This window comes from Methylobacterium sp. WL19, assembly GCF_008040005.1.
Classification (GTDB): domain Bacteria; phylum Pseudomonadota; class Alphaproteobacteria; order Rhizobiales; family Beijerinckiaceae; genus Methylobacterium; species Methylobacterium bullatum.
On sequence record NZ_VRVC01000052.1, the window covers coordinates 1 to 25,514 of the forward strand.

Consider the following 25,514-nt stretch of genomic DNA (forward strand, 5'->3'; position numbering starts at 1 on the left):
GGTTCTCGATCGGACGACGCCCGCCCTTCGGACGCGGCCGAGGCGGCGGGAGGAGCGGAGCGATCTCATCCCAGAGATCATCGGGGAGAAGCGGTCTGGCCATGCCAAACCAACGCTGAAAGCAACGTTCGGTGCCGTTCTGTTAGGCGCTCTTAACCTGTACGGCCCAGACGGCAGCTCCAACATCAACTGCATGTTCGACATCGGCGCCGGAACGATCGCTGCCGTCTCGCAGGCCGGGACGCAGGTCACCGGTGGCCTCGCCACGATCACGAAAGTGTCGGCCGACTTCTACATCGTCACGCTGTCGGGGATCGTCACGCTGTCCGGCGGCGGGGCGACAACCGCCGACGCCCGCCTCTACCTCGTCGATGCGACGGGCGCCGTAGCCTATGCCGGCGACACGACCAAGGGCCTGATCCTCTCAGGCTGCACGATCGCGCCGGTGTCCTGAGCGCTCCGACCAAGCCTTAACCCATCCGAGCAACCTGACGCCGCCTCGCCTCCGCGAGCGATGGCGCGCGGGAGACCCTGTGCATGCCGCTTTCGACCGAACTGCCCGTCGGCGATCTCTTCGAGCTCGTCGGGAATTTCCGGCTGAACGGAGACGGTCCGCCGACGACCGGTCGGGCGCCGTTGAACACGCTGGCCACGCTTCTGTTGGGCAGCACCAGTCCACTCGCCCTGCGCTTTGTCGCAGCAGAAGGCAGGCTGACTGTTCTTGAGGCCTTGGCCAATATCCCGAACGGATCGACCCTCGTTGCCGATGTCGCGGCGGCGAAATCGCTTGCACGGGCCTCGTCCTCCTATCGCCCGAATGACGTCCTTGCGAGCTGGAGTACGGATGTTACCCTGGGTGCGACAGCCTCGTCGCTTGCGCTGGGCGGCAATTACTCGCTGCAGACCGGCGCTGACGGGAAAGTGCTTCAGATCGCGGGCGGAGCGACCTACGGCGTGGGTCCGATCTATGCCGATGAGATCGTGGCCGGCGAGGTCTACGAATACACGATCCCCATCCAGCGCATGGTTGACGGATCGAACTCGGCGCTCCTCGCCCGGCTCGCCGTCTTCGACGCCTCCGACGCCTACCTCGGTCCCTTGACGATCTTGAGCCGCAGCCCGACCGTCGCGGACGGGTTCAAGCGCGAGGTGGTCCGCGTCCTCGCGAATACCGTTCTGGCAGCGTTTCCGACTGCGGTTCGCGCCAAGCCCTATCTCAGCGCCGGCTCGACCAACGGAACGATGCGGATTTCCATGATCCGCCGGAAGACCATCGACGGTGCGCTCCCGAACCAGGACTACAACCACGACAACGTCACCGGCGAGAGCACGCCCGCTCCGGCGATGGGCCAGATTGCAGTCAAGTTCGCATTGGGGCAATCGCTGACCGGCGGCGTGAACAACAATTCCTCCGACCCGATCATTTCCGCCACCCCGCGGTGGCCTGGCCTTGCCTTGACGGTGGAGCCCAAGACCCTCCCCAATAGTGGCCCGCGCCTGCGCACGACGCCGTCGGACACCATCGTCGATCTCGTAGAGCGGATTGAGGGGTCCGGGCGGGAGACACCGCTTTCGGGCTGGGCCAATCACTACCTCGACGCGATCGAGCCGTTCACGACCCCCCAGTTCACCATGGCGGTGAGCGGCGGCACGGTCGTGTCCGCGACGCTCAAGCGGCGCTACTTCGGCTTCGACGGCTTGCCGACGATCACCATCGACAACACGGGTACGGGCGGGACCGGCGTCGTCATCCGCCCGGTCGTCTCATCGGTCGAGACCGGCGGCGAACTCACCCTGCAGGTCGATGACGGCGGCAGCGGCTACACCACGGCGCCGAAGGGCACGGTGTCCGCGATCAAGTGGGGCACCTCCCTGCCGAAGGGTATCTACTTCACGTCGTTCCTGCTCGGCGCGAAGTACCTCCAGCTGAAGAAGGGATCGGTTCGCCAGGATTGGATCAACAATGCCCTGCGCGGCGCCAAGGCTGCGGCTGCGGCCATCGGCGCGAGCATCGTCAACCCGTGCTGGCTGCTCATGGTCGGCAACTCGGAGAACGTCGCCGGGCTGGATCACACCGCGAACGACATGGTCGCGCAGGTTCTGCAGATCCAGCGGGACCGCGCCGACGCCACGAAGGCCATCACCGGGCAAACCCTGGAGCCGGTGATGATCGTCGACCCAGCCCCGACGAACCACCCCGACTTCGACCAGTGGAACCAGCCCTACGTCCGGGCGATGCAGCGGCTCGCTACCTATCCGAACATCCGCATCACGGGCGGCGCCTACCACTACCCAGCCAGCGACGCCTCGCATAAGACCTGCGCGGGCTATAACCGTCTGGGCCAGCAGGTCTCCCGCGTCGACCACGCCGAGAGCAACCAGTGCGGCTGGACGCATCTGCATCCGATCTTCGAGCGCTCGCGCCGCACCAGCCCGACGACGCTGGAGATCGAGTTCGCCATGCCGCCGCCGCCTCGGCCGCTCATGGCGCATCCAAAGCTCGTCATCGACTTGTCGGATGCTGAGGTGAAGCTCGATGGCATCCAAGGCTATGCCGGCATGGCCCTACGCTCGGTCCGTGAGGGGCGGGTGCTGCCGATCAGCAGCATGGTCGTCGCCCCGAACGGCCGGAAGCTCATCATCACGCACGGCCTCTCCAATGTGGCCGTGACGGCGGCCAACGTCTCCGCGCCGGGCAACCTCTTCAACGTGTCGCCACGGATCGGCTGGGAGACCGGCGCGCTGGTGCGGATCTCAAACTCTGGCGGGGCGCTGCCGGGCGGGCTCACCGCTGGCACGGACTATTACGTGGTTCGTAGCGCGACGGCTCAAATCAAGCTCGCCACCAGCCTCGCCAACGCGCTCGCCGGGACGGTCATCACCCTGAGCTCGGCCGGGACGGGGACGCACACCCTGACGGCGGATGGAACGCTCCTCGGCGATGGAGCGATCCAGGCCGTCTATGCCACCAAGCGCAACGACGGGAATACGAACGACGACGGGCCGGTGCTCGGTCAGCGCGGTTGTCTCCATGACGACCTCTATGCGCCGAACCTGGAGGACGGATACCTGTCCTGCAATTGGTGCGTCTCGTTCGATGGAATTGTGGTCGCGTAATTGAGCCTCTCGCGTCTCTGTCCGAATACGTACCGAGACGCGAGGGCCTTGCAAAAATAAACGCCTAGATCGTAGGGTGTGTGCATCATTTTGCCGGTTGAAGGCCAAGAATGTCCGCACCTCAGGTCCACGTCCGCGTTGGTGAAACGGAAATCTTTGTGGACTTCGGGGATGGGTCCTGCTCCCCGCCGAACAAGGCGGAGCGGGCCGTGGCGCGCAAAGCGCTGCTTGCCGCTCTGGAGCTTCTGGATAGCCCGGCGATGGACGAGATCGCTTCTGGCTCTGGTCCGGTCGGCGACACCTTCAAGCCGAGGCGGCGGCCGAAGCTGACGGTGGTGAAGTAAGACACGCACCCCAGTCGGACCCTAAGGCCGGCGGGAGGGGTAGCCGCCCAGCCAAACGGGTCGAGCGACAAATTCGCGGTCGGCCGCTCGACCCGCTGCCTCTCCACTGGCTGACAGATCACAGCGGTTCGGCACCTGACGCTAGGCAGCGCGCCATTGCGGCGTCAATTGCCAGTCCATCCCGAGCCGGCCGGTCGCCTTTGGCATCAGAACCGCATAGGCGCTCGCCGCACTTTCGTAGCCGTCAGCGCCTCCGGCCAGTAGCCTGCCCATTCGATGAGCGCGAGCGTCAGTCCGATAGCGATTACGGCCAGCGCCACGATGGCCTCCGTCTTCGTCCAGCGCCGTCGCGTCCACCGGCTCAGGATGATCGTCAGTCGTAGAAGCTGATCCATCCGGACGGCTTATCACTCCCGAGCCGGCCGGTCGCCGAGCAGATCCCCGCTTAGAACGCGAAGCCCGGACCGTACCTCACGGCCATCGAAACGAGCAGGCCCGCCATCAATCCTATGGCGAAGGCCGCCTCACCTACTTTTGGCTTCATCGCCTTCGCCCCTGCCGATCTCCGCGCGCGATCAGAGGCAAGGGCTGCGCCGCTCACCCCCCGCATCTTGGAGAACCACCATGGCCGCGTCCGCCATCATGACGCCGCTTGGCCTTGCCGCGTTGAAATCGCGGGAAGGCGTGCGGCTGAAAGCCTATCTCGACAGCGTCGGTGTGCCGACGATCGGCTACGGCCACATCAAGGGTGTGAAGCTCGGCCAGATCATCACGCAGGCGCAGGCCGATGCCTTCTTCCTCGAAGACCTTGCTTCACACGCCCTGCCGATCCTGTCGGCCATCAAGGTACCAGTGGCGGACCACGAGCGGGACGCGCTGATCTCCATCGCCTTCAATATCGGCGTGGGAGGCTTCACCGGCTCGACGTTCCTTCGTCGCCTGAACGCGGGCGACCGCGCCGGCTGCGCCACGGCGATCATGTCGTGGACGAAGAACAAGGAGCTAATCTCCCGGCGTACCGCCGAGCGGGACCAGTTCCTGACGCCCTACAGCAAGGCGGCACCGAAGGCCCGCAGCACCGATGCGAAGCCCGTCAGCGCGCCGCTCTCCACGCTGACGCCGATCGATGTGCCGCCGGTCATCACTCCGCCGCCTGCGCCCGTCGTGATCCCGCCTGCGCCCCGCAAGGCCAGCGAGCCCCTTCCGCCGGTTCGGTATCCCGACAACCCGTCGCCGTGGGCGCGGCTTGGGCGCTGGCTGTTCGACCGCCTGGCGAGGTTCCAGTGATGAGTGACGCCAAGCCGAAGCTCGCTCGCCGAGCGTGCGTCTACTGCGACGGCCGCCGCTGGGTCGATGACGAGAACTGGTCGACCACATTCTTTGAGCCGGTCGAACGCACACCTCGTGACGGCCTGATCCCGTGCGGCGGCTGCAACTTCGCCGGATGGGATACGCCGCTTGCTCCGGCTCAGTCCGACAACCGTCGCACGTCCTGATCCCCTACGCTTTCCCGTAGGTCCACCCGAGCCCGGCCGGTCCCGCCGCGCAACCCTCCCACATCGTGAGATCATCATGACCCGCAAGCTTCTGCTCGCGGCGCTGGCGTTCGCCTGTGTCGCCGTCTCGATCCTCATCCCGGTAGCCGCCTTCGCGCAGGTCACCACCAACCCGGCCGTCACCCCAGCGGTCGTCATCCCCTATGGCGAGTATGTTGTGGCTGTGGCCCAACTCGTCGGCGACATCCTTGTCCCGCTGGTGAGCACTGTCGTCCTCGGCCTCCTGGCCCGATTCTACCCCATGGTCCGCATGCTGGTGTCGGAGGCTCTGGTCGAGCGCACCCTGCGGAAGTGGTTCGACTTCGGCGTCAACGCGACGGCCGGCGCGGTGAAGGATTCGACGGTCACGTTGCCCGTCGGATCGGAGATCGTCGCCAACGCCCTCCAGCGCGCCGTCAACCGGGCCGACGTGAACGCCGTCAGCAAGTGGACCATGGACCAGGCCGGCGGCCCGGAGGAGGTCGCCAACAAGCTGTTCCGCATGCTGAAGCTGGATCAGGGCGCCGAGGCCAGAACGGTCGTAGCGCCAGCCATCGCTGCTCTGCCGGCGAAGTTAGACGTCCGACCTCGGCCCTTTCCGGCAGCAGTGAGATGCAATGGCTCCCGAAGAGAGACGGTTCACGGCTGACGAATGGCGCGACATCCAGGGCCAGTATCGGGAACAGCCAAAACGCGGGGTCCGGGCGATGTACCCGGACCCTGAGGCTGAGTGCGAGCTAGGGCCGTTCGTGCCGTCGGGCGGCTACAGGCCACCGCGCACCGCCGCGGCGCCTTCCTTCACCCCGCACCCGCATCTCATCGTCTGGTTCGCCTCGCTCAGCGCAGAGGATGTTTCGCGGCTCGAAACGCTGATCGCCCTCCGGCCTGAGACGGTCGCCTGGGTGTCCGGTAAGAGCCCGAAAGAGCTGGCCAGCATGGACGGCGTCGTCGAATTCGTCTCGTCGTCCCGCACCGCGGCCAAGGTGCTCATGTGGGTCTGTGGAACGACGGCTGCCTTCATCGGAGGCGTGATCGCGCTGACGAAGGGCGGGTTCGATCTCTTCAAAACGATCAGGGGTGGCTGATGGGCCTGCGCATCTTCGGCTACATCTGCCTCGGGATCATCTGCGCGGCCATCATCATTCCGGCGGCCTTCCTCTGCTACTGGCTGGCCGACCGGCACATTCCGGTCGAGGTGAGCCGCACGGAGGTGCTGACGCCTGTCGTGAAGCCCGGTGGCAAGCTCATCATCCGGCAGACGGTGAGATACCTGCGGGACTGCCGGGGGCATGTCGATCGCGTCCTCTACGACGCCCACACGCACCGGAAGTGGCTGGCCGACGTCGATTATGAGCGCCCGCCGCGAGGCCTGGGCGAGCACGTCATCACCTTCGTCGAGGACGTTCCGAGCTACTTCGAGGCTGGGGACGCCAGCTACCGTGCGGTGCCGGTCTATTCATGCAACCTCGTCCATCAGTACCTATGGCCATTGACACGAGATGAGACCGTAATCCGGTTCAAGGTCGAGGGGGCGCCGTTCTAGAGCGAGCAGAAAGTGAGCAGTCCCTTCCGCACGGACATGGTGGGATGGGCAAAATAGCAACACTCAATGGGTTGCAATGGCGGAAAAGCACGTAGAGCTTACAGCCAAGTTTCATGCTGCAGCGCGGCGAGTCGCCGGACAAGCGTGAGATCTTGAGCAGAGAGGCGAACGTTATGGAGCAGAATATCGCAAGATTTGTGAAACCAATTGCTCTGTCTGCGATATGTTTTGTTTCACTCTTGTACCTCACCAAATCAGTGTCGATCGCCGCAATTGTCGCGATGGTACCTTTGCTGCTAGGTTGGCTAGGCATTATGCAATCGTTCGCCTATGCGGTCGCCGCCATTGTTTTTCTTGCTGCAGTCGCGTGGGCGGCAACTCCATTAGATGTGAAAAACATCCTCAAAAACCAAAGTGACCGGGTGATCTCCGAAGTAAGTGCTGAAGTTAAATCGAAGCAGTAGTCAAATATTTGGCTAGGAGTTCAGCAGCACGCTGCCCTGATGCGGAAAAACAGGCCGGTAGAGATCGGGCTCGTGCGGTTCATTGAGAAGCGGACGCATGGTCGCGACGCTCACGCTTAGCGTTCACGCCCCCACCCGACGCGCTACCGCGCCTGTCGGCCGTCCTGAGAGAACGATAGACCCCGCTCGGCGAAAGCTAGGGCGGGGTTTTTCGTTTGCTTATTGCAGACTGGCGGATGATTTGAACTTTTGAAAAGTCGGCTGGCGCGATAGCAGCTTCGTTATATTTATTTCCCCCGAGGCGACAAAATAGAAATCCACCTTTCATGCCAGCATGAAAGCTTCGTCCTTTCTCTAAGATCGTGTGCCCGCCCTTTGGGTCAATCGCCTGAATATCTTCAAGGATTTGTACTTGGTCTTTTGTGCCGTAACCGAGATAAAATAACTCAGGATCTAAGCCGGTTTTCCAGTTAGTCATTTTAATGCTCTGTTAAGGTTTGTCTCGCTGGCTTACGCTGTAGCAGTCTTTTCTTGCGCCGCGGCGCGCGGCTTGCGCCTCTCCTTTTTGCCGGGTATTTCTTCGACTCGATCTAAAGGGGCTTTGAGTCCTGCGTCAAACCAGGAGCAATCACATGAGCGAACCAAGTAAGGCCGTTCGATCCGAAAAGGCCGAAGCTAAGCGGCATGCGCGTGTCGCAGCCCGTCGCGCGATTAAGGTCGAAGCTCGCAAGGCTGACCGTGTGGCCCAGCGCGAACTCTCAAGATCGCGTGATAGCGGCTCCGAGAAATCCTGATCATCCCGATACTCCCTAGCATCGGCGTTTTTGAAGTGCCCGCCCGGCTCACGCCGCGGCGGGTTTTTCGTTTCATGGCCAAGGGCGCTCGTTAGGGTTTCGTTAACCCTTCCCCCGGCATCTTTCGGACTACGCCCGGAGGCCACTATGACGCTCACCGTTTTCGATCCGATCTCGGGCAAGCTGGTGACGATTGAGGTGCCGGTGAGGAAGCCGTGCCCCTGAGCCTCTACCGCATCGGACCTGACGAGCATCACCTGATCGAGGGTGGCGAGGTCGTCGGCAATCTGGCGCGTGAGGAAGGCAAGTCGAGTTGGCGGGTATCGCTGCTCGAGGAAGCGGGGACGATCCGGCAGCGTATATTCAGATCGTTCGACACCGCGCTTGAATGGCTGGGCCTGCCGGCCGTGTCCGAGCCGATTTAGCCCATCACCAAGGCCTCGGCCGCGTGCTCATCGTGTCGACCCTCTTCCGCCGGCCGTTCTTCCGCTCGATCCAGACCTCGGCGCAGCATAGGGCGAGGTCCGGCCCCCAATCGTAATCGCCCCGCCAATTCGGATCGCGGCTGGGATGGTTCCGGAAGTCCACCGACTCGCGCAGGATCAGCCTCAGCCGGAACTCGCCGTCGTGCTGGCGCTGGAGGAGGCCGCGCAGGCACTCCGATGACGCGACCCAAGCCGCGCCGCCCTTGCTGTCGGGGAAGTTGCGCGGGCCGTATTCATCGGACGTGAGCTCGCGCCAGGGCGGGCCGTCGTCAGAAGCTTCCACTCAGCGGCACCGGCGGTGATAGGTCGGCGTCTTCATCACGCCGCCCGGAGTTGAGCATATCGTTGAGCATCGACAGTAGGTCGAGGAGTTCGAGTTTTCCGTCATTCGACACATCGGGCTGGTTCACCCGTCTCTGGATCGTGCTCCTGACGTTCGACAAAGCCTCGTGGTAGCCCTCGGCGCGTTCAATGCTCATGCTTATCTCGCTAGCGGTGATCGCCACGAGATAGGGCACGCCCCCAGGTCGCCTAGCGCTTCACCGCCCAGATCGGCACGGCCCCCTTCGGCCGGCCCGGCGCGTCCCGGAAGTACCGCGTCCGCTCAAACCGGATGAAGTCTGGCTCCACGGCCGACACGAGATCGCCGCTCAGGACCATGGCCCCGCAGAAGTCAGATCGGATCGCGCCGAGGTCAGGGTGGACGCCGAAAAGCTGCAGTGTCGTCCAGCCGAGCCGGCCGGCCTCGTCAGCGTGTTTATCGAGGAAGTCGAAGCACGCAGCGTGCACAGCCTGCCAGCCGGCGGGCGTCAGTCCTAAGCACGGCACCACACTCGGCTTCATGTCGAGGAAGGCCTCGCGCCACGCCTGCGGGCTGCCTGGTTCGATCTTGAAGGCTGGTGATGCTGGCATCGCCACGGGATAGGGGAGGGCGATCCGAGTCGCTACGTCTGGGATGCCGCACGCGGCATAACGGAAATTCCGTGCCCGCTGCTTACCGATGTCGATTTTCGTGTGGTGCTTACCATGCGCTTACCGGAGGCGCTGGCCGGTAAGCAGGAAGTGAGCTAAGTCTTGGTGCCGCAAGAGGGATTCGAACCCCCGACCCCCTCATTACGAATGAGGTGCTCTACCAGCTGAGCTATTGCGGCAAGATCCGTGGTGTGACGCTGCGTGGCGCGTCGGATCGTTGCGGGGTCATAGCCGTCCGATCGGCCGATGGCAAGGCGCTCGGCGACGTCTTCCTGATGCAACTGTGCCACGCAGGCCGGCTCCCGGTCCCGCGACCGTCCGTGCCGCCTTGACGTGGGGCGGCGCGGCTTCGAAGGCTCGCGGCGTCTGTCAGGAACCGCCATGTCCCTCATCGCCCGCCTGCGTGCCTATGCCGCCGACGCGTTCGGCCTCTCCGCGAGCCCGGAGGAGGCGGAGGCCGTCGACGAGCGTCTGGCGGCCATCGCCCTTCTCGTCCATGTGGCGCGGGTGGACGGCGTCCTCGACGGGGCCGAATCGGAGCGGCTGTGCCGCCTCGTGGAAGGGCGCTACGCCGGCAACCGCGAGCAGGCCGAGGCGCTCATCGCCCGGGCGGCCAGTGTCGATTCGCAGACCCGCGACATGGCGCTGCTGGTCGAAATGATGGGCCATGAATTCGGCGAGTCCGAGCGGGCGCGGCTGCTGTCGATGGCCTGGTCCGTGGCCGGTGCCGATGGCACCGTTCATGAATTCGAGGAAGCGCTGGTCTGGCGGCTCGGGCGCCTGCTGCGGTTCGACGACACGGCGATCCGCCTCGCGCGCGCCGGCCCCGAGACCGAAGCGGTATCGTAGGGCGGCCTTGCAGGCGCGATCTCCGGGATCGGCGGGCCATATCGGGCGTGGCGGGAGGATCGTGGCGCGATGATCGTCAGTTTGACGCTGATCCTGCTGGCTCAGCTCGTCGGTGAAGCGCTGGCACGGGGAGCGGCCCTTCCGGTGCCCGGCCCCGTCATCGGGATGGCGCTCCTCCTTCTCTTCATGGTGGTCCGGGACCGTTGGCGCGGCCAGGCCGCCCGCATCCTCGCCGCGCCCCTCGTGGACGGCACCCTGGAGCGCTCGGGAAAAGGGCTGCTCGCCCATCTCTCGCTGATGTTCATCCCGGCCGGCGCCGGGATCGTCGGCCGGCTCGACGTGCTCGAAGCCCATGGCCTGGCCCTCGCCTGCGTGGTCGTCGTCTCGACGCTGGCGACCCTGACGGCGACGGCGCTCACCTTCGTGGCCGTCAAGCGCTGGGTCGCACCGGGGGAGCGGCCATGACCGGCGATTTCGCCCTCTGGGTCTATCTCTCGCGCACGCCCCTGCTGTGGCTGACCGTCACGCTCATGGTCTACGCCGTGGCCGACCGCGTCGCCACGGCGACGAACCGGCATCCCCTCGCCAATCCCGTGGTGGTCGCCATCATCCTGATGGCCTGCGTGCTGAAGCTGACGGGGACGCCCTATCCCACCTATTTCGAGGGCGCGCAGTTCGTCCACTTCCTGCTGGGGCCGGCGACCGTGGCCCTGGCGATCCCGCTCTACGAATACCGCGCGACGGTGCTTCGCTCGCTGGCGCCGATGCTGGCGGCCCTCCTCGTCGGCTCGGTGGTGGCGCTGATCTCGGCGACGACTCTCGGAACCGCCTTCGGTATCCCGCACGACGTCATCGTCGCCTCGGTGCCGAAATCGGTGACGACCGGCGTCGCCATGGGCATCGCCCAGAATCTCGGCGGCGATCCGACCCTGGCGGCGGTGCTGGTGATGCTGACCGGCATGACCGGCGGCATCTTAGTCACTCCGCTCATGAACCTGCTCCGCATCGAGGACATGCGCGCGCGCGGCTTCGCGGCGGGTCTGGCCGCCCATGGCGTCGGCACGGCGAGGGCGTTCCAGGTGAACGAGGTGGCCGGCGCCTTCGCCGGCATCGCGCTTGGCCTCAACGCCCTCATCACCGCGATCCTGGCGCCGCTCGCGGTGACGTTCCTGCGCTGAGGCTGCTTACTTTTACTTGGCGACCTCGGCTCCGGAGAGTTCCGTCGGCGTGAAGCGTCCATCCTGGCCCGGCTTCATGTCGATGCGCGTGTCGTGGAGGGCATGCAGGGTCGAGCGATGGCCGATGGAGACGATCGTCGTCCCCGGCAGGCGCTCGCGCAGCATCCGGTAGATGCCGGCCTCGCTCGGCTCGTCGAGGGCGGCGGTGGATTCGTCGAGGAAGAGCCAGGCGGGCTTTGCCAGCACGGCGCGGGCGATGGCCAGGCGCTGCTGCTCGCCGCCGGAGAGCCGCTGATCCCAGGCATCGACCTCGTCGAGACGGTCGGCGAGTTGCGGCAGCTGCGCGGCGATCAGCGCCTCGCGGATCGCTGCGTCGGAGAACTGGTCGGTGGTGCTGGGATAGACCACGGCACCGCGCAGGGTCCCGAGCGGGATGTAGGGCCGCTGCGGCAGGACCAGGGCGGACTGGCCTTCCGGCACGTCGACCCGGCCCTTACCGAACGGCCAGATGCCGGCGATCGCGCGGAACAGGGTCGACTTGCCGGAGCCCGACGGACCGGTGAGCAGGGTCGCCCCGCCCTTGCCGAGGGTGAACGAGCCGGCGGTGACGATTTCGCGGCCATCGGGCAGGGCGAGGGTCAGGCCGGAGGCGGTGACGTTCGGGCCGGTCCCAGTACCCTGGACGAGGCCGTATCCCGCGCCGGACAGGGCCTCCGCCTTGGTCATCGCCCGCTTGAACGAGGTCAGGCGGTTGGTATTGGCGCGGTACGACGCGATGGTGGTGTAGGAATCGATGAAGAAGGACAGCGAACCCTGGACGCTGCTGAAGGCGTTCGCCGTCTGCTGGAACTGGCCGAGGGTGATCTTCTTCAGGAAATAGGACGGAGCGGCGAGGATGTAGGGAAACACCACGCTGATCTGGTTGTACGACAGGGTGAAGCTGCCGATCTTGATCCGCCGGTAGATGATGGCGAGGTAGTTTCCGATGATCTCATGGAAGAGTTCGCGCAGGCGCACGGTCTCCGACCGCTCGCCGCGCAACAGGGCGATCTGCTCGGAATAGATCCGGTTCCGCGCGAGCGAGAAGCGGAAATCGGCTTCGACCTTTTCTTGCCGGAAATCGAGACCGATGAGCGGACGGCCGATGAGATGGGTCAACCATGTTCCGACCACGGCGTAGACGATGACCAGCCAGACGAGGAACCCTGGCACCACCGTGTCGGTGAAGGGAAGGACGAAATCCCGCGACAGGCCCCAGAGGATGACCATGAACGAGACCAGGGTGGCGGCCTGCGACAGGAGCCGGATCGACAGGCTCGTCGTCTGCTGGATGAAGAGGTTGACGTCGCTCTGGATGCGCTGATCCGGGTTATCGGCCGGCTCGTCCGTGAAGGGGATCCGGTAATGCGTGCCGCCATCGAGCCAGCGGCTGTAGAGGCTGCGAGCCAGCCAGGTGCGCCAGCGGATGTGGAGCGAGGCATCGACGAAGGTGTCGAACATGCCGATGATGACCCAGATCGTCGCCAGGGGCACGAAGATCCAGACGAGCTGATACCAAAACGCGTCGGCGTTATATTCCTGCAGCGCGTTGAAGAGGTCGCGGTACCAGAAGTTCAGGCGCAGCTGAAGCGCGACCTGGGCGAAGGTGATGAAGATGGAGAGCGCCACGAGACGTCGCGCCACTCGACCTTCGGTGCTGCCGAAAAAGTGAAACGGCCGGATTTCCCGGTTCGGCGCCTCGCGTGCGGCGAAGAATGGGTCGGCGATGCGGGTGATCGCGCGGATCGGTTCGAGATGGGAGATTCCGAACACGATGCCGGCGAAGACCACCGCGCCCGTGGCCGCGAAGGCCGGTGGCAGCAGAGCCGCCAGCGTCTCCGGCAGGAGGCCCGAGGCCGCGAGTTGTTTGGCTCCGGCCAGGAACAGGTAGCCGAAGCCGTAAACCGATACGAACACCTTCAGGTAATCGGACAGCTTGGCGGAGGCGAGGAGGATCACCGCCATCGCAAAGCCGCTGAGGCTGACGTAGAGTGGCGTTGCGGTGCCAGGCAGGATCAGAAGTACGAGTGCGAAGAGCGCCGTAATGGCGGCCTGCAGGCCGAGGCCTGTCCTGAGTACGGCCACGCGCGTCTCCTCAAGTGGATGATTCAAATAGGCGACTTCGCCCGCCGGATCGGGACCGGACCGTGACGGCGGCAGTGACGGCCGGTCGTGGCGAGATCGTGGCGGGGGAAGGCGCCGCCGGATGCGTCAGATCGGATCAGGGCCAATCCCAATCGCCGTAATCCGGTTCGCGACATCGGTAGCCGACCGGGCATTCCAGATTGTCGCGGGTGGGCACGAAGCGGAGTTCGGCGATCTCCGTCATCCCACACTGGCTCCGGTCGCTGACGAAGCGCTCGGTCCGGCCCGGCGGCTCAATCCTGCTTGGCTTCTCCGGCTTGCCCGCCGGCCATGACAGGACCGCCGACCCGTCCCGCTTCACGAGCGCCATCGCATCCGCGCAGGCCATCCGCATGGTGGAGGTGGGTGCTTGAGCACCGGCCGGGACTGCGATGGTGACGCAGACGGCGAAGGCGAAGCGTCTCATCACGATGGCACGGATAACTGACTTGTTTCTCACAAGCTTGAGCATGGCAGTTTTGGTGAGGGACGGGAAGGGCTTGCCGTTTGCTCGCCCTATTCGCGGAGTCTATCCACCGCTATCGATGGCGCCGGGACAGAATAGCCACAGGCCTGTCCTGACCAAAGCCGGCTTCATGAGTGCATAAGGGTCCGGTTGTCGAAGGGGGGCGGAGGCTGTTCAAGTCGCCGAGCGGTGAAGCGGCCGCCGCTGTGAGATCGGCTCTACCCCAGGGGGAGCCTTACGGGAGACGACGATGACCGCGGGCGTCGAAGAGAGGGATGCGAGGGGGAGCGACGAGGGAGCGCCGTCGCCGGCCGTAGCGAACGGCTCCGTCAGGTCGAGCCGCGCCCTGGTGCTTCCCGTCTCGCTCGCCATGGGCTGGGGCGTGCTCCTCGGCTACAGCACCGTTCTGCTGACCGACGACCCGCCGGCGCGCCCGGAGATCGACACGATCCAGACGGCCTTCAACGAACCCGGTCCGTTCGAGGATCGGGCGGGTGGGGCGCGCTCGCCCCGTGGCAGCGCTCCCTGGTCCGATGTGGGTGTCGGGTCCGGTCCGTCGGGCCGGGATGCCGTGGTCGCCCCAACGGTCCAGCCCGGCATCCGGTCCGCCGCCTTGCGGCAGGATCCCGAAGTGGCACTCCGTGCCGACGTGGTCACGGCCGCGTCGCCCCCGGTCGAGCCGGCAGCCTATGTCGGTCTTTGGGGACCCAACGAATCCGCGTGCGGCCGCGGCGCGCGGCGGCGGGGATACATTCCGGCGCGGATCACCGAAAGCGGGGCTCGGGCCGGCAACACGGTGTGCACCTTCCGCGACGGGCGGCGCATCGGCGCGAGCTGGAGCGTGTCGGCCTCCTGCAGCGATGGCGGCCGGCGCTGGTCGTCCCAGGTGAAGCTTCTGGTCGACGGCAACCGCCTGACATGGTCGAGCGCCAAGGGCGACGCCTCCTACGTCCGGTGCCGGCGCCGCGCGGGATAGGCGCGGGCGGGATCGTGGATAAAACATCTCCGCCGCACGAGCATGGAGCGCTGCCCGCCCCCGATTGGGGCTGATTGATCTGCGGATCCGCTCAACAGGTGTCCCCTCTACCCAAGAGGGTTCGAGATGAGGCGCGACGGACTCCGTCTTCTGGAAGGCGACGGCATTCGCATATGTCGTGGGATGCGCGGCCCTCCTACCCCTTGTGGGGAGGAGTTGGAGGTGGGGGTGGTCGGGCGACCCTCCTGTTGCTGCGGAGGCTGGCGGAGCCACCCCCACTCCTAACCTCTCCCCACAAGGGGGAGAGGGACGCGGTCTGCTTCGACAACGTAGCTGTATGAAAATCCAGTAGCCCGATCGCGGACACTCGACATGTCCCGCCCACAACGAAAAAAGGGCCGTCTTGCGACGACCCTTTCCGCCCTCGCGGCCAAAACCGCGAGAGCATCCGTTCCGATGGAGAGCGTGGACTTCTTAGAAGTCCATGCCGCCCATGCCGCCGCCGCCCGGCATCTGGGGAGCGCCGCCGTCCTTCTTGGGAGCATCGGCGATCATGGCCTCGGTGGTGACGAGGAGGCCGGCGATGGAGGAAGCGTCCTGCAGAGCGGTGCGCACGACCTTGGCCGGGTCGACGATGCCGGCCTGGATCATGTCGACATACTCTTCGGTCTGGGCGTTGAAGCCGTAGGTGATCGAAGAGGTGTTGTCGGTGATCTTGCCGACCACGATCGAGCCTTCGACGCCCGAGTTGGCGGCGATCTGGCGGATCGGGGCCTCGAGAGCCTTCAGCACGATCTTGATGCCGGCCTGGACGTCCGGATTGTCGCTCTGGAGAGCGCGGACGGCCTCACGGGCACGCAGGAGAGCGGTGCCGCCGCCGGGGACGATACCCTCTTCCACCGCAGCGCGGGTGGCGTTGAGCGCGTCGTCGACGCGGTCCTTCTTCTCCTTGACCTCGACCTCGGTCGCGCCGCCGACGCGGATGACCGCGACGCCGCCGGCGAGCTTGGCCAGGCGCTCCTGGAGCTTCTCACGGTCGTAGTCCGAGGTGGTCTCCTCGATCTGCGCCTTGATCTGGCCGACGCGGGCTTCGATGTCCGCCTTCTCGCCGAGACCGTCGATGATCGTGGTGGTCTCCTTCTCGATGCGGATGCGCTTGGCGCGGCCGAGCATCGGGAGGGTGACGTTCTCGAGCTTGATGCCGAGGTCCTCGGCGATCATCTGACCCTGGGTCAGGATCGCGATGTCCTCGAGCATGGCCTTGCGGCGATCGCCGAAGCCCGGAGCCTTGACGGCAGCGACCTTGAGGCCACCGCGCAGCTTGTTCACGACGAGCGTGGCGAGAGCCTCACCCTCGATGTCCTCGGCGATGATGACGAGCGGCTTGCCGGTCTGCACCACGGCCTCGAGAACCGGCAGCATCGCCTGGAGCGACGAGAGCTTCTTCTCGTGGATGAGGATGTAGGGGTCCTCGAGCTCGGCGACCATCTTCTCCGCGTTCGTGATGAAGTACGGGGAGAGGTAGCCGCGGTCGAACTGCATGCCCTCGACGACGTCAAGCTCGGTCTCGGCGGTCTTGGCCTCCTCGACGGTGATGACACCCTCGTTGCCGACCTTCTGCATGGCATGGGCGATCATCTCGCCGATTTCCTTGTCGCCATTGGCCGAGATGGTGCCGACCTGGGCGACTTCCTCGGACGAGGCGACCTTCTTGGCGCGGCTCGTGATGTCCTTCACGGCGGCGGTGGTGGCGAGGTCGATGCCGCGCTTCAGGTCCATCGGGTTCATGCCGGCGGCGACGTACTTGGCGCCTTCACGGACGATGGCCTGGGCCAGGACGGTGGCGGTGGTGGTGCCGTCGCCCGCGATGTCGTTGGTCTTCGAGGCCACTTCGCGCACCATCTGGGCGCCCATATTCTCGAACTTGTCGGAGAGCTCGATCTCCTTGGCGACGGTGACGCCGTCCTTGGTGATGCGCGGAGCGCCGAAGCTCTTCTCGATGACGACGTTGCGACCCTTGGGGCCGAGCGTGACCTTCACTGCATCGGCGAGAATGTCGACGCCGCGGAGCATCTTCTCGCGGGCATCGGAGCCGAAGCGTACTTCTTTCGCTGCCATGTTCAAATCCTCATGAGGTTCGAAGCCCTGAGGCGCTCATCGAAGTGCGCGCTCGAAGGGCTTGGATGGGAAGAAGGAAGAGAGCCGGGTCGCTTTAGGCGACGACGCCCATGATGTCGGATTCCTTCATGATCAGGAGGTCCTGACCGTCGATCTTGACTTCGGTGCCGGACCACTTGCCGAACAGGACGCGGTCACCGGCCTTGACGTCGAGCGGGTTCACCCGGCCGGCCTCGTCACGGGCGCCAGGGCCGACGGCGACGATCTCGCCCTCTTGCGGCTTCTCCTTGGCGGTATCGGGGATGATGATGCCCCCCTTGGTCTTCTCTTCGCCTTCGATACGGCGGACGACGACACGGTCGTGCAGCGGACGGAACTTCATGAGCTGCCCTCTTGCTTCAAATTCATGGATGGCGTTGATGCGGCCGAAGGGCTCGCCCAACCCAGGCTGTTAGCACTCCCGAGCGAAGAGTGCCAAAGCAAGGGCGGAGGTAGGCTCAAGCCCCTTGCGAGTCAAGACGCGGACGACGCGTCATGCCGCGTTTGCGCAGCATGTTCTGCTCTCCGGTCGCTGACAGACGGATGACAATCACCCCATGATCAGTCTTCAGGGACCGCAGGGCGCGGTCGAGCATTCCGGCGCAGCCAATGGCGGCGGCGTGCCGAGCCACGCGATCTGGATCGATCTGAACGATCCGAGCACCGAGGAAGCGGAGCATATCGAGGCCGCCACAGGCTTGCGCGTCCCCTCGCGAAAAGCCCTGAGCGAGGTCGAGAATTCCAGCCGGCTGCGGCGGCTCAAGAACGGGCTCTCGCTCTCCACCCCGATGATCACCTTCGACAAGGTGGATTCGCAGCTGACCCCGCTCGGCTTCGTCCTGACCCGGGACCGGCTCATCACGGTCAGGTTCAACGAGCTGCGCGCCTTCGAGGAGGTCAAGAAGCGCATCGGCGACGGCGACGGCGATTGCCAGACCGGCACCGAGATCTTCCTGCTCCTGGTGGAGGAGCTGGTGGACAGCCTCGCCGACGCCCTGGAGGAGATGGGCGCCGATCTCGACGCGCTCTCCACCCGGATCTTCGATTTCGACGTGAGGGCAGGGGGTGTCGCCGGCGATTCCGGCAAGACCCCGCGCCGCCGCGATCTCGCGCTGCGCCGCATCCTCCGCAGCGTCGGCCGGCGGGGCAAGGCGCTCGGCAAGATCCGCTCGAGCCTGCTCGGCCTCGAGCGCATCCTCCCGTTCGTCGCCGGTGAGTGCGAGCACCTCCTCGGCGCTACGGAGATGCCGCGCTTCGAGACCCTGCGGCGGGATATCGCCTCCCTCGACGAGTTCGAGATCCGGCTTTCGGAGAACGTGCAGTTCCTCCTCGACGCCACCCTGGGCCTCATCAACATCGAGCAGAACAACACCTTCCGCGTGCTCACCGTGGTCTCGGTGGTGGGCGTTCCGCCGACCCTCATCGCCTCCATGTACGGCATGAACTTCAAGCACATGCCGGAACTCGACTGGGTCTACGGCTATCCCTATGGTCTGTCGCTGATCGTCATCAGCGCGATCATCCCGGTCGTCTTCTTCAAGCTGCGCGGCTGGTTCTGACGCGGGGGCGGCCCGGCCGGCTCGGGATTTAGGGAATTCTTTTCGGGCCGGCGCGCAAGGATCGGGAGCAGAGCCGGGCCTCCGGCGACCAGAGTCGACCGCATGGCCGTGATCGCCGCCTTCATCCTGAATGCCGGGCTCAATTTCTGCCTCGGCCTGCTCCTCGCCAAGCTGATGGGGCCGGCGGATTTCGGCCTGTTCGGCCTCGCGACCACGGGCGCCGTGGTCCTCAACACCCTCGTCTTCGAATGGCTTCGGCTCTCGGCCACCCGGTTCTATTCCAACCGCGTCCGGCAGGAGGAACCCTGGATCCGTCATGGGCTCGACCGCGCCTACGCCGTCCTCGCCCTCGTCCTGCTGGTCGCCTCCGCCCTGTGCGCGGTGGTCGGCGCGACGGTGGAGATGGATGTGCAGGGGCGCTTCGCCATCGCGGCGGGGGCGGGGCTGGCCGCCTTCGGCATCGGCCTGTTCGATTATCACGCGGCCCTGACGCGGGCACGCTTCGACGGCGGCCTCTACCTGAAGCTGACCATCGTCAAGAACGGCCTCGCCTTCCTGCTCATGGCGGGGGCGGCCTGGCTGTTTCCCCAGCCGGTCTGGGTGCTCGTCGCCTGCGGGCTCAGCCAGTTCCTGCCCGTCCTCGTGCTGCGCAGGCCCCTGCTCGATCCGAAGGTGCCCATCGTCCGCGTGCGCATGGGCGAGACCTGGCGGCTGTTTCGCGCCTACGGGCTGCCGCTCATCGCCGCGAACGCGATCTACCAGATCACGCCGTTCCTCAACCGCAGCGCCATCGCCATGTGGTTCGGACTGGCGGAGGCCGGGTATTTCGCCCTGGCCGCCGATGTCGCCACCCGCAGCCTCAGCATGATCGGCACGGCCCTCGACCTCATCCTGTTCCAGCTCGCCGTGCGGGTGGACGAGCACGAGGGCCACGTGGCGGCCGAAGCCCAGATCGGCCGCAACGCGGGCATCGTGGTGGCCCTGATGGTGCCCTGCGCCGGCGGGCTCTGGGCCGTGCTTCCGGCGATCCAGGGGCTCATCGTGCCGGAGGCGTATCGCGGACCCTTCGCCCTCTACGCACTGATCCTCATTCCCGGCCTGCTCTGCGGCACGCTGCTCAATTTCGGCCTCAACCCGATCTTCCAGATCCGCCGCAAGACGGTGCCGGTCATCGCCGCCGCCATCGTCGGCCTCGCCGTGAACGCCGTCTGCCTGCTCGTCCTGCCCACGCATTTCGGGGCGCCCGGCATCGCCATGGCGCAGAGCGCCGGCCTCGTCGCCTCGACCCTGTGGCTGGCGGTCCGCGCTCTTGCCGGACCGCAGCGCCTGCGCATCGACTGGTGGGACGTCTTTGCCGCCTGCACCGCCACCCTGGCGATGATGGCCTGCCTCGCGCCGTTCCGGCACATGGACCCGGCCATGGCCCTCGCCATCTCCCTGCCCCTCGGCGTGCTGGTCTACGTCCTGCTCGTGGCGCTGTTCGACATCGCCGGCCTGCGCAGCCTCGCCGCCGCGTATCTGCGGCAGCGCACCGTCACCCCGACCGCCTGAGACAGGAGCGCCGCTTGAAAGGGGGGCACCGCTTCCCGCATATGGTTCGGCAAAGGATGCCGGCGAGCATCACAACGGGCGGGAAACGATGCGGACATACGAGCCTCAGGACGAAGGCGAGGCGCAAGCCATCGTCGCCGATGCGGCCGGCCGCGCCGAGCCGATGCGCCTCGTTGGCGGGGGCACCAAGGCCGCCATCGGCCGCCCTGCGCAGGACGAATCGACCCTCTCCTCCCTGAAACTCTCCGGCGTCACCCTCTACGAACCGGCCGAGATGGTGGTCGCCGCCCGCGCCGGCACTCCCCTCGCGCAGGTGCAGGCCCTGCTGGCGGAACGCGGCCAGATGCTGCCCTTCGAGCCGATGGACCACCGCATCCTGATGGGCTCGGGCGGCGAGCCCACCTTCGGCGCGGTGGCGGCCACCAACAATGCGGGACCGCGCCGGATCAATGCGGGCGCGGCCCGCGACAGCCTGATCGGCGTCCGCTTCGTCAACGGGCGCGGCGAGGCCATCAAGTCCGGCGGGCGGGTGATGAAGAACGTCACCGGCCTCGACCTCGTCAAGCTCATGGCCGGCTCATGGGGCACCCTCGGCCTCCTCACCGAGGTGACCTTCAAGGTGCTGCCGGTGCAGGAACGGACGGCGACCCTGGCCTTTTCCGGCCTGGACGACGCCACGGCGGTGGCGGCCCTCAGCGCCGCCCTCGGATCGCCGTTCGAACTCACCGGCGCCGCTCACCTGCCGAGCGGCCTCGACGGGCCGAGCCCCCGCACCCTGATGCGCCTGGAGGGCTTTTCGGACTCCCTCGATTATCGCCTCGGCGAGTTGCGCAAGCTCCTGCGGCGCTTCGGCGAGCCGGAGATCATCGAGGACGGGATCGGCGCCGTCCTGTGGGCCGCGATCCGCGACGTGATCCCGCTGACGGAACCGCGCGCGGCCGCCGTGTGGCGGATCTCGACCGCGCCGACCAAAGGACCCGCCGTCACCGCCGCCATCGCGGCGCAGCGCCAGGCGCGCTGGTTCTACGATTGGGGCGGCGGCCTCGTCTGGCTCGCCACTTCTTCCGAGGGCGATGCCGGCGCCGAGACCATCCGCAACGTCCTGCGCTCCACCGGAGGCCACGCCACCCTGGTGCGGGCGCCGGACGCGGTCCGCGCGGCCACCGCCGTCTTCGAGCCCCTGTCCGATCCCCTGCTGCGGATGACGGCCGGGATCAAGGCGGCCCACGATCCAAAGGGGGTGTTCAACCCCGGCCGGATGTATGCGGGGATCTGAACGTCCCGCGGCGAGCGCTCGTGGGGAGCGCTTTCGACGGTCTGCGCCATCCGCGTCGTCGGGGTGCGGCAGGCTGCCGCTTAGAGCCGTTCCAAGCCTCGGCTTCCGCCCGAATTCCCTCTAAGCTGCGGGAAACAGCGCCGGGCGGCGGAAGATCGCCGGGCGGGCTGACGTATCGGGACCCCGAGGAAACGCCGTGCAGACCAATTTCAGCCTGACGCAGCTTGCCGAGCCGGCGATGGCGGCGTCCGAGAAGATCCTGCGGACCTGCGTGCATTGCGGGTTCTGCACCGCCACCTGCCCGACCTATCTCCTCCTCGGCGACGAACTCGATTCCCCGCGCGGTCGCATCTACCTGATCAAGGACATGCTGGAGGGCGGCAAGCCGGCGACACCGGAGGTGGTCAAGCATGTCGACCGCTGCCTGTCCTGCCTGTCCTGCATGACGACCTGTCCGTCCGGCGTGCATTACATGCACCTCGTGGATCACGCCCGCACGCATATCGAGGAGACCTATCGCCGGCCATTGAGCGACAGGCTCCTGCGCAGCGTGCTCGCCTTCGTGCTGCCCTATCCGAACCGCTTCCGCCTGGCGCTCCTGGCCGCCAAGATCGGCTCGCCGTTCCGGCCCCTCGTCGCGCAGTTGCCCCGTGTCGGCAACCGTCTCGCGGCGATGCTCGACCTCGCCCCCGCGCTCCTGCCCAACCGCACCGTCAACGACCGGCCCGGCACCTTCCCCGCCGACAACCGCGCGCGGGAAGCCAGCGCCCTGCTCCAGGGCGAGGCCGCGCCCGCCCGCGCCGGACGGGTCGCCCTCCTGCGCGGCTGCGCCCAGAGCGTGTTGCGGCCGGATTTCAACGAGGCGGCGGTCCGGCTTCTCACCCGCCACGGCGTCGAGGTGGTCCAGGCGAAGGGGGAGGGGTGCTGCGGCGCGCTCACCCACCATATGGGCAAGTCCGAGACCTCCCACGCCCAGGCCAAGCGCACCATCGATGCCTGGATCGCCGAGATGGACGGCGACGGCCTCGACGCGATCATCGTCACGGCCTCGGGCTGCGGCACGACGATCAAGGATTACGGCTTCATGTTCCGCGACGACCCGGCCTATGCGGACAAGGCGGCGCGGGTCTCGGCCCTCGCCAAGGACGTCACCGAATACGTCGCCAGCCTCGGCCTGATGCCGCCCCTGTTCGAGAGCGACCTCGTGGTCGCCTACCATTCCGCCTGTTCGATGCAGCACGGCCAGGGCATCCGCACCGAGCCGAAGAACCTGCTCAAGAAGGCCGGCTTCACCGTGAAGGACGTGCCCGAGGGCCATATCTGCTGCGGCTCGGCCGGCACCTACAACATCCTCCAGCCGGAGATCGCCGGGCGCCTGCGCGACCGGAAGGTGGCCAATATCGAGCGCATGCGCCCCGATCTCATCGCCACCGGCAATATCGGCTGCGCCACGCAGATCGGGAACGGCACGCGCATCCCCATCGTGCACACGGTGGAACTGCTGGATTGGGCGACGGGCGGGCCGAAGCCGGCGGTGCTCGAGGGATTGGGCGGGACGCGGGTGCTGGAGGCGGCGGAGTAGGCCCGAAGTGGCGCCTACACCTCCGCATTTCACCTAGACCTGCGCATGTCCTGTCGACGGGTCGGATCGGCAGCGGACGGGAAGAGGGGGGTCAGGGAGTTCCGGACTCGCTCACCGGAATCCAGCGATAGCCCGTTCCTCGCGCTTCGACATGGCCGAGCGACGGGAACGCCGTGTGATAGCCCGCCACCAGCAGCCTTTCGGTGGCGGCCATCGCGTAGATCGCCCGACGGGTCGCGATGCCCTGATCCTTGTCGAGATCGAACAACGCGTGCCATTCGGGGTGAATCAGGGATGCCACCTCATGATGGGCGCAATCGCCCCACACGAGCATCCGTTGCCCCTCGCTCTCGCAATGGAAGGCAAGGTGCCCCGGCGTGTGCCCGAAGGCGGCCACCACGTCGATGCCGGGCGCGACCGTGTCGCCGGGTCCGACGAAGCGGATGCGTTCGCGCAGCGGGACGAGGTGGCTGCGCACCACCGCTGCCGATCGGTAGGTGTTGCTGTCCGCCGGCGCCGACAGGCGCTCCTCCGCGGTCCAGAAGCGGTATTCCGCCTCTCCCACGACGTAGGCCGCGTTGGGAAATTGCGGAACACCGCCGTCCAGGAGGCCGCCGATATGATCCGTATGGCAATGCGTGATCACCACGAGGTCGATCGTCTCCGGCGCAATTCCGGCGCGCCGTAGCGCCTGACCCAGCCGCCCTCCCGCCGGCCTGGGGATGAAGCCGACCTCGCCGTTTCCGGTATCGAAGAGGATGCGCTGTGTGCCGGTCTCGATCAGCGTCGGGGTGAAGCCCGGCGTGAAGCGGTCCGGGGCAAGCCGGTTCTCCCGCATCAGCGCTTGCACCTCCTCTCTCGGGCGGTCCTCGCCGACGATCGGCCATGGCCCGTCGATGGTCTCGTCCGCATCGAGCAAGGTGGTGATGGTGAAGGCGCCGAGCCGGATGCGCCGCGACGCCGACGCCTCGGCCAGGGCGGCCGCACCGGCCAGGGCCGGCCTCGCGCCGGAAAGAGCGAGGCCCGCGAGGGCGCCCGTGACAAGGCGGCGGCTCAATGTGATCATCGTCGCAGGATCTCCGGCTGACCCCGCCGCGCCGGTGGACCGCGAGGCGGGGATGACCGGCCTAGCGCGTGGGGAGGGGACACCGCTTGAACGAACGTGCTGCCCCCGCCCTCGGCCCCCTTTGGCACGTCGAGGGCGGGCATACCTTCTTTGCCGGACCGCTCGCCTACAACGCCAGCCACCAGCATGGTGCGCCGGTCTATCTGGCGGGCCTGTATGGCCCTTTCCGCATCCGGTTCAGGCCCGGTCCGTGGATCGCCTGCCGCACGGCCTTCGTCCCGGCCGGGATGCGGCACGAACTCGATTGCGCCGGCGACCCCCTGGCCGTGCTCTATCTCGAGCCGGAGGCCGGAGCGCAGGCTCTCCTGGGCCTGATCGCCGCCGGCGAGGACATCGGCGGCGCACGCGTCGCCATGCGGGGTGAGATCGAGCCCTTGCGTGCGCTCTACGAATGCCCGCGCGCCACGGTCTGGGCCGGGCAGGCCATCGCCGATCTCGCCGGTTTCGCAGTGCGCCGGAACGGACCGACGCTCGATGGGCGCATCGCCCGGATCATGGCCGACCTCGGCACCTGCCAGGACACGGGCATGTCGGCACCGCGCCTCGCGGCCTCCGTCGGGCTGTCATCCTCGCGGATGCAGCACCTGTTCACCCGCGAGGTCGGAGTTCCCTTCCGGCGCTATCGCTCGTGGCTGCGCATGCGGCGGGCGATCGACGCCGTCATTCGGGGTGAAACCTTCACGGTCGCCGCCCACGAGGCGGCCTTCGCCGACCAAGCCCATTTCGCCAACGCCTTCCGCGAGACGTTCGGAGCGCCCGCCTCGGCGAGCCTCGTCGGTATCCGGCGTCCATAGACGCCCACGGCTTCAGTTCGGCCGGCGCACTTCGGCCAGCACGAACACCCGGATCGCCGAGGACAGGTTCTGCGCGCCCCGCGCTGCGTCGATCTCGCCGATCAGCACCTGAACCGACTGCTCGCGGGCGGCGGCGATCTCGCGCAGCGCCTCCCAGAACGGCGTCTCCAACGACACGCTGGTCCGGTGGCCGGCGATCATCACCGAGCGTTTGGTGGTGCCGGTGGTCATCGGGCGCGCAACCCTCCCCCCTCTGCGGGGGAGGGTGCCTGCGGAGCAGGCGGGAGAGGGGGCGACCTCTCCGGAGATGGCGCTCCCCTCTCCCGACCCTCGCTCACGCGAGGGCCACCCTCCCCCGCAGAGGGGGGAGGGGGAACCGTTGCGCTTGTCACCCGTCCGAATCCGGTCCCACGAGCTTGTGGCCCTCGTGGCGCGAGAACTCGATGGCCTTCTTGGCCTCGGCCAGGGTCTTGGCCTTCTTCGGCAGGCCGAAGGCGATGCGGTTGTCCTCCGCCTTCGCCTCCTTCTCGGCCCGCGCCTTGCCCTTGCGGACCGAGCGCAGGTTGATGATCTCGGCCATGAG

At 66.6% G+C, this 25,514-nt stretch carries 31 protein-coding genes, 1 tRNA gene and 1 pseudogene; 19 read left to right on the forward strand and 14 right to left on the reverse strand.

All coding sequences use genetic code 11. The annotated features are described in order from the left end of the window. Window positions 1–103 (reverse strand): annotated as a pseudogene (locus FV220_RS12075) (IS5/IS1182 family transposase); the annotation flags it as partial. A 90-nt stretch (window positions 104–193) separates the two neighbouring features. Here FV220_RS12075 and FV220_RS12080 point away from each other — a divergent pair. The 3 genes from FV220_RS12080 to FV220_RS26385 all read left to right on the forward strand — a co-directional run bounded on the left by FV220_RS12080 (window position 194) and on the right by FV220_RS26385 (window position 3,461). Next, window positions 194–454 carry a hypothetical protein gene (locus FV220_RS12080; RefSeq protein WP_147831617.1) on the forward strand — a complete coding sequence of 87 codons (261 nt, stop codon included), beginning with the start codon at window positions 194–196 and terminating at the stop codon, window positions 452–454. Window positions 455–537: 83 nt separating this feature from the next. Continuing rightward, window positions 538–3,117 carry a hypothetical protein gene (locus FV220_RS12085; protein ID WP_147831619.1) on the forward strand — a complete coding sequence of 860 codons (2,580 nt, stop codon included), beginning with the start codon at window positions 538–540 and terminating at the stop codon, window positions 3,115–3,117. 209 nt (window positions 3,118–3,326) lie between these two features. Further along, window positions 3,327–3,461 (forward strand): hypothetical protein, encoded by a 135-nt coding sequence (locus tag FV220_RS26385; protein WP_281406087.1) that lies wholly within the window; start codon window positions 3,327–3,329, stop codon window positions 3,459–3,461. A gap of 206 nt (window positions 3,462–3,667) precedes the next feature. Here FV220_RS26385 and FV220_RS12095 read toward each other — a convergent pair whose 3' ends face one another. Further along, entirely contained in the window at window positions 3,668–3,856 is a 189-nt protein-coding gene (locus FV220_RS12095; protein ID WP_147831622.1) for a phage tail protein, read from the reverse strand. A 229-nt stretch (window positions 3,857–4,085) separates the two neighbouring features. On the opposite strand from FV220_RS12095, the gene FV220_RS12100 reads away from it, so the two are divergent. The 6 genes from FV220_RS12100 (at window position 4,086) to FV220_RS12125 (ending at window position 7,003) form a co-directional block, all read left to right on the forward strand. Next, window positions 4,086–4,748, forward strand: a complete 663-nt coding sequence (locus FV220_RS12100; protein ID WP_147831624.1) for a lysozyme — start codon at window positions 4,086–4,088, stop codon at window positions 4,746–4,748. Then, window positions 4,748–4,957, forward strand: coding sequence for a hypothetical protein (locus FV220_RS12105; RefSeq protein ID WP_147831626.1), 210 nt, complete (start codon window positions 4,748–4,750; stop codon window positions 4,955–4,957). Before FV220_RS12100 ends, FV220_RS12105 begins: the two co-directional genes overlap by 1 nt. Before the next feature lie 76 nt (window positions 4,958–5,033). Then, a complete protein-coding gene (locus FV220_RS12110) occupies window positions 5,034–5,645 on the forward strand; it encodes a hypothetical protein (RefSeq protein ID WP_147831628.1) in 612 nt (203 codons plus the stop codon). Beyond that, window positions 5,614–6,081, forward strand: coding sequence for a hypothetical protein (locus FV220_RS12115; RefSeq protein ID WP_147831630.1), 468 nt, complete (start codon window positions 5,614–5,616; stop codon window positions 6,079–6,081). Before FV220_RS12110 ends, FV220_RS12115 begins: the two co-directional genes overlap by 32 nt. Next, complete coding sequence (locus FV220_RS12120; RefSeq protein WP_246689443.1) at window positions 6,081–6,539, forward strand: hypothetical protein; 459 nt, start codon at window positions 6,081–6,083, stop codon at window positions 6,537–6,539. The genes FV220_RS12115 and FV220_RS12120 overlap by 1 nt, the downstream gene beginning before the upstream one ends. 113 nt (window positions 6,540–6,652) lie before the next feature. After that, the gene (locus tag FV220_RS12125; RefSeq protein WP_246689444.1) at window positions 6,653–7,003 is read left to right on the forward strand and encodes a hypothetical protein; all 351 of its coding nucleotides are present in this window, start codon (window positions 6,653–6,655) and stop codon (window positions 7,001–7,003) included. Between the two features lie 196 nt (window positions 7,004–7,199). Here the strand turns inward: FV220_RS12125 and FV220_RS12130 are convergent, their stop codons facing one another. Further along, window positions 7,200–7,481, reverse strand: a complete 282-nt coding sequence (locus FV220_RS12130) for a hypothetical protein (RefSeq protein WP_147831632.1) — start codon at window positions 7,479–7,481, stop codon at window positions 7,200–7,202. 531 nt (window positions 7,482–8,012) lie between these two features. Here FV220_RS12130 and FV220_RS12135 point away from each other — a divergent pair. Further along, window positions 8,013–8,222: a hypothetical protein gene (locus FV220_RS12135; RefSeq protein ID WP_147831634.1), complete on the forward strand. Its 210-nt coding sequence runs from the start codon at window positions 8,013–8,015 to the stop codon at window positions 8,220–8,222. 4 nt (window positions 8,223–8,226) lie between these two features. Here FV220_RS12135 and FV220_RS12140 read toward each other — a convergent pair whose 3' ends face one another. From FV220_RS12140 to FV220_RS12155, 4 genes are all read right to left on the reverse strand, one after another. Further along, window positions 8,227–8,565 (reverse strand): hypothetical protein, encoded by a 339-nt coding sequence (locus FV220_RS12140; RefSeq protein WP_147831636.1) that lies wholly within the window; start codon window positions 8,563–8,565, stop codon window positions 8,227–8,229. After that, on the reverse strand, window positions 8,552–8,761 hold the full coding sequence (locus tag FV220_RS12145) for a hypothetical protein (protein WP_147831638.1): 210 nt from the start codon (window positions 8,759–8,761) through the stop codon (window positions 8,552–8,554). Before FV220_RS12145 ends, FV220_RS12140 begins: the two co-directional genes overlap by 14 nt. A 52-nt stretch (window positions 8,762–8,813) precedes the next feature. Beyond that, window positions 8,814–9,194 carry a hypothetical protein gene (locus FV220_RS12150; protein ID WP_147831667.1) on the reverse strand — a complete coding sequence of 127 codons (381 nt, stop codon included), beginning with the start codon at window positions 9,192–9,194 and terminating at the stop codon, window positions 8,814–8,816. Between the two features lie 163 nt (window positions 9,195–9,357). Further along, window positions 9,358–9,433: transfer RNA gene (locus FV220_RS12155), tRNA-Thr, on the reverse strand. Between the two features lie 202 nt (window positions 9,434–9,635). Here FV220_RS12155 and FV220_RS12160 point away from each other — a divergent pair. The 3 genes from FV220_RS12160 (at window position 9,636) to FV220_RS12170 (ending at window position 11,281) form a co-directional block, all read left to right on the forward strand. Further along, entirely contained in the window at window positions 9,636–10,103 is a 468-nt protein-coding gene (locus tag FV220_RS12160) for a TerB family tellurite resistance protein (RefSeq protein WP_147831640.1), read from the forward strand. 69 nt (window positions 10,104–10,172) lie between these two features. Then, a complete protein-coding gene (locus FV220_RS12165; protein WP_018042548.1) occupies window positions 10,173–10,568 on the forward strand; it encodes a CidA/LrgA family protein in 396 nt (131 codons plus the stop codon). Continuing rightward, complete coding sequence (locus FV220_RS12170) at window positions 10,565–11,281, forward strand: LrgB family protein (protein ID WP_056257819.1); 717 nt, start codon at window positions 10,565–10,567, stop codon at window positions 11,279–11,281. The genes FV220_RS12165 and FV220_RS12170 overlap by 4 nt, the downstream gene beginning before the upstream one ends. Window positions 11,282–11,293: 12 nt before the next feature. Here the strand turns inward: FV220_RS12170 and FV220_RS12175 are convergent, their stop codons facing one another. Together FV220_RS12175 and FV220_RS12180 are read right to left on the reverse strand one after the other, a co-directional pair. Beyond that, window positions 11,294–13,405: an ABC transporter ATP-binding protein/permease gene (locus FV220_RS12175; protein WP_147831642.1), complete on the reverse strand. Its 2,112-nt coding sequence runs from the start codon at window positions 13,403–13,405 to the stop codon at window positions 11,294–11,296. A gap of 136 nt (window positions 13,406–13,541) precedes the next feature. After that, window positions 13,542–13,871: a hypothetical protein gene (locus tag FV220_RS12180; RefSeq protein ID WP_147831644.1), complete on the reverse strand. Its 330-nt coding sequence runs from the start codon at window positions 13,869–13,871 to the stop codon at window positions 13,542–13,544. 289 nt (window positions 13,872–14,160) lie between these two features. Between FV220_RS12180 and FV220_RS12185 the strand changes: the two genes are divergently transcribed. Next, window positions 14,161–14,886 carry a hypothetical protein gene (locus FV220_RS12185; protein WP_056144080.1) on the forward strand — a complete coding sequence of 242 codons (726 nt, stop codon included), beginning with the start codon at window positions 14,161–14,163 and terminating at the stop codon, window positions 14,884–14,886. Window positions 14,887–15,360: 474 nt separating this feature from the next. Here the strand turns inward: FV220_RS12185 and groL are convergent, their stop codons facing one another. Both groL and groES read right to left on the reverse strand, forming a co-directional pair. Next, window positions 15,361–17,004 carry a chaperonin GroEL gene (groL, locus tag FV220_RS12190; protein ID WP_018042553.1) on the reverse strand — a complete coding sequence of 548 codons (1,644 nt, stop codon included), beginning with the start codon at window positions 17,002–17,004 and terminating at the stop codon, window positions 15,361–15,363. 94 nt (window positions 17,005–17,098) lie between these two features. After that, window positions 17,099–17,386 carry a co-chaperone GroES gene (gene groES / locus FV220_RS12195; RefSeq protein ID WP_018042554.1) on the reverse strand — a complete coding sequence of 96 codons (288 nt, stop codon included), beginning with the start codon at window positions 17,384–17,386 and terminating at the stop codon, window positions 17,099–17,101. Between the two features lie 214 nt (window positions 17,387–17,600). Between groES and FV220_RS12200 the strand changes: the two genes are divergently transcribed. From FV220_RS12200 to FV220_RS12215, 4 genes are all read left to right on the forward strand, one after another. Then, a complete protein-coding gene (locus FV220_RS12200) occupies window positions 17,601–18,602 on the forward strand; it encodes a magnesium transporter CorA family protein (RefSeq protein ID WP_018042555.1) in 1,002 nt (333 codons plus the stop codon). Window positions 18,603–18,704: 102 nt separating this feature from the next. Continuing rightward, on the forward strand, window positions 18,705–20,153 hold the full coding sequence (locus FV220_RS12205; protein WP_147831646.1) for a polysaccharide biosynthesis C-terminal domain-containing protein: 1,449 nt from the start codon (window positions 18,705–18,707) through the stop codon (window positions 20,151–20,153). A gap of 88 nt (window positions 20,154–20,241) precedes the next feature. Further along, window positions 20,242–21,429: an FAD-binding protein gene (locus tag FV220_RS12210; protein WP_147831648.1), complete on the forward strand. Its 1,188-nt coding sequence runs from the start codon at window positions 20,242–20,244 to the stop codon at window positions 21,427–21,429. A gap of 196 nt (window positions 21,430–21,625) precedes the next feature. Next, window positions 21,626–23,011, forward strand: a complete 1,386-nt coding sequence (locus tag FV220_RS12215) for a heterodisulfide reductase-related iron-sulfur binding cluster (protein WP_056144091.1) — start codon at window positions 21,626–21,628, stop codon at window positions 23,009–23,011. 91 nt (window positions 23,012–23,102) lie between these two features. Here the strand turns inward: FV220_RS12215 and FV220_RS12220 are convergent, their stop codons facing one another. Next, on the reverse strand, window positions 23,103–24,077 hold the full coding sequence (locus FV220_RS12220) for an MBL fold metallo-hydrolase (protein WP_147831650.1): 975 nt from the start codon (window positions 24,075–24,077) through the stop codon (window positions 23,103–23,105). 86 nt (window positions 24,078–24,163) lie between these two features. On the opposite strand from FV220_RS12220, the gene FV220_RS12225 reads away from it, so the two are divergent. Next, complete coding sequence (locus FV220_RS12225; protein WP_147831652.1) at window positions 24,164–24,931, forward strand: helix-turn-helix domain-containing protein; 768 nt, start codon at window positions 24,164–24,166, stop codon at window positions 24,929–24,931. A 12-nt stretch (window positions 24,932–24,943) separates the two neighbouring features. Here the strand turns inward: FV220_RS12225 and FV220_RS12230 are convergent, their stop codons facing one another. Beyond that, window positions 24,944–25,162, reverse strand: coding sequence for a ribbon-helix-helix domain-containing protein (locus tag FV220_RS12230; RefSeq protein WP_147831653.1), 219 nt, complete (start codon window positions 25,160–25,162; stop codon window positions 24,944–24,946). A gap of 157 nt (window positions 25,163–25,319) precedes the next feature. After that, complete coding sequence (locus tag FV220_RS12240; RefSeq protein WP_147831655.1) at window positions 25,320–25,511, reverse strand: DUF4169 family protein; 192 nt, start codon at window positions 25,509–25,511, stop codon at window positions 25,320–25,322. Window positions 25,512–25,514: the final 3 nt, after the last annotated feature.